The organism is Polaribacter sp. (assembly GCF_965656025.1).
Lineage (GTDB): Bacteria > Bacteroidota > Bacteroidia > Flavobacteriales > Flavobacteriaceae > Polaribacter.
Map to the genome: position 1 here is coordinate 19728 of NZ_CBFHJT010000010.1, position 2727 is coordinate 22454.

Annotated in this window: 4 protein-coding genes; 3 read left to right on the forward strand and 1 reads right to left on the reverse strand. The window is 28.5% G+C overall.

Annotation, left to right across the window (positions count from 1 at the left end; all coding sequences use genetic code 11):
* A partial coding sequence (locus tag ACTG3S_RS03115; RefSeq protein ID WP_439127915.1) for a SixA phosphatase family protein occupies window positions 1-431 on the forward strand: 431 nt, incomplete at its 5' end.
* Window positions 432-437: 6 nt separating this feature from the next.
* Window positions 438-1337 (forward strand): Ppx/GppA phosphatase family protein, encoded by a 900-nt coding sequence (locus ACTG3S_RS03120; RefSeq protein WP_439127916.1) that lies wholly within the window; start codon window positions 438-440, stop codon window positions 1335-1337.
* Window positions 1338-1344: 7 nt separating this feature from the next.
* Here ACTG3S_RS03120 and lpxK read toward each other — a convergent pair whose 3' ends face one another.
* Window positions 1345-2373 (reverse strand): tetraacyldisaccharide 4'-kinase, encoded by a 1029-nt coding sequence (gene lpxK / locus ACTG3S_RS03125; protein ID WP_439127917.1) that lies wholly within the window; start codon window positions 2371-2373, stop codon window positions 1345-1347.
* A 52-nt stretch (window positions 2374-2425) separates the two neighbouring features.
* Between lpxK and ACTG3S_RS03130 the strand changes: the two genes are divergently transcribed.
* On the forward strand, window positions 2426-2727 hold a 302-nt coding region (locus ACTG3S_RS03130), incomplete at its 3' end, for a Nif3-like dinuclear metal center hexameric protein (RefSeq protein WP_439127918.1).

Sequence of the window (2727 nt, forward strand, 5' to 3'; positions counted from 1 at the left end):
ATGATATAGACAGACCTTTGAAAAAAAGAGGGATAAAGGACGCGCATTTAATGTCTAAATATTTATCTAAAAATATTACAAGACCAGATGCATTTATTACCAGTAGTGCAAATAGAGCATTGCATACAGCCGTAATTTTCTGCGAAAATTTTGGTTTTCCTCATGCAAATCTTCAAATAAAAAGACAATTATATAGTTTTAGCGATGGCTATTTAGTTAAAACTGTAAATGCTTTAGATGATGGTTTTAATTCTGCAATTATTTTTAGTCACGATCATGGTATCAACACCTTTGTAAATGAGTTTGGAGATAAACCTATTGCACATGTTGCAACTTGCGGAGTGATTGGTATCGAATTTAAAGAAAAACACTGGAAAAATATCAGAAGAGGAAAAACTGTTTTAATAGAGTTTCCTAAAAATCATAAATAAAATATTTTGTTAGAAATAAAAAAGTTTGCTGCAATAGATATTGGTTCTAATGCCATAAGATTATTAATTTCAAACGTAATTGTAGCAGAAGACAAAGAGCCTCAATTTAAAAAATCTTCTTTAGTACGTGTACCAATTCGTTTAGGTGCAGATGCTTTTGTTGGTGATGCTATTATAAGTGATGCCAATATTACAAGAATGATAAATGCAATGGAAGCATTTAAATTGTTAATGAATGTGCATGGAGTAGAAAGATATAAAGCTTGTGCAACTTCTGCAATGAGAGAGTCTAAAAATGGAGATGATGTAGTTGCTCAAATTTTTGAAAAAACAGGCGTAAAAATTGATGTTATTGGTGGTAAAGAAGAAGCTGCAATTATATCTTCTACAGATTTAAATAATTTAATAGAAGGAGACAATTCTTATTTATATGTAGATGTTGGTGGTGGTAGTACAGAGTTTACCATTTTTTCTAAAGGAAAAATTATAACGTCTAAGTCTTTTAAAATGGGTACCGTACGTTTATTAAATAACAAAAAATCTGTTAACAAAGAAATTTTTGCTAACGTAGAAAAATGGATTAAAAAAAACACAAAAGATTTAAAAAGAGTTTCTTTAATAGGTTCTGGAGGAAACATCAATAAACTCTTTAAAATGTCGGGCAGAACCGAAGGAAAACCTATTTCTTTTATTTACCTAAATGCACAATATCAATTCTTAAAAAATATGAGCTTTGAGGATAGAATTTCTGAACTTAGCTTAAACCCAGATAGAGCAGATGTTATTATACCTGCCACTAAAATATATCTTTCTGCTATGAAATGGAGTGGTGCTAGAAAAATATATGTACCAAAAATCGGGCTTTCTGATGGTATTATTAAATCACTTTTTAAAAACACGCTTTAAGAGAGAATTAAATCGAAAATTCTTTTAAATGCTTATATATAAGCCTATCAAAATCTGTATGTTGATTTTGTAAAAACTTAGTTTCTATAGGTAAATAAGAGAGTTCTTTTATGTATGGTGATAATCTAACGTAATCTTTTTCAGTAGTTAAAATTAATTTTTTAGTAGCAGTTTCTTCTTTAAATCTATTTAAAATATCTACAATTTCTATATCTGTAAAATTATGATGATCTTTATATTTTAGATGTTGTATTTGTATTTGATGCTCTTTTAAGTATTGGATTAAAGGATTTGGGTTTGCTATACCTGTAATTAATAAAACACTGTATTCTTTTAAATTTTCTATATCAAATTGATAAAACCCTTTTATATTTTTTGCATAAGATATACTTGTAAAAAAAACAGGTTTATTAAATTTTGATAATTTTTGTTTGATACTACTCTGCTCATTTTCTAGCAAACTTTCAGGACATTTGGTAATTAAAATAACGTCGGCTCTTTTTGCCCCAGAACTACTTTCTCTTAAATTTCCAGTTGGCAACAAATAATCTTCTACAAATAAATCGTTATATTTTGTAAGTAAAACATAAAAACTGCCCTCTACTTTTCTATGTTGATAAGCATCATCTAACAAAACCACTTCTGGATTGTTATTTGCTAACAAGTATTGAATACCCTCTACTCTATTTTCATCTACAGCAACATCAATATTTGTAAATTTTTTAAAATATTGCAAAGGCTCATCACCTACATCATTTGCAGTATGTTGATCATTTAAATGAATATAACCTTTTGTTTTTCTGCCATAACCTCTACTTAAAACTGCTGTTTTGTAATTATTTTGTAGCAAACGAATTAAATATTCTATTTGTGGCGTTTTACCTGTTCCCCCCACACTTAAATTACCCACAACAATTACAGGGATTTTAAAAAGAGTTTGTTTTAAAATTCCGTTATCAAAAAATAAGTTTCTTAGTTTGGTTACAAAATGATACAAAATTGTAAACGGAAACAATAAAAATCTAATTACTTTCATCAGGGTAAAAATACATTAAAAATGTTAACTTTGGTATTCGAAAATTACAGAAATGATTGTTAAAGACATTACAAATTACATAGAAGAATTAGCGCCTTTGCAGTACGCAGAAGATTTTGACAATGTTGGTTTATTGGTGGGTAATTATAACTCCGAAATTACAGGTGTGTTAGTAACTTTAGATACGCTAGAAGAAACTGTAGATGAAGCTATTTCAAAAAACTGCAATTTAATTGTTAGCTTTCACCCTATAATTTTTGGCGGTTTAAAAAAACTAAATGGTAACTCTTATGTAGAACGTGTGGTTTTAAAAGCGATTAAAAATGACATTGCTATTTATGCAACTCATACAGC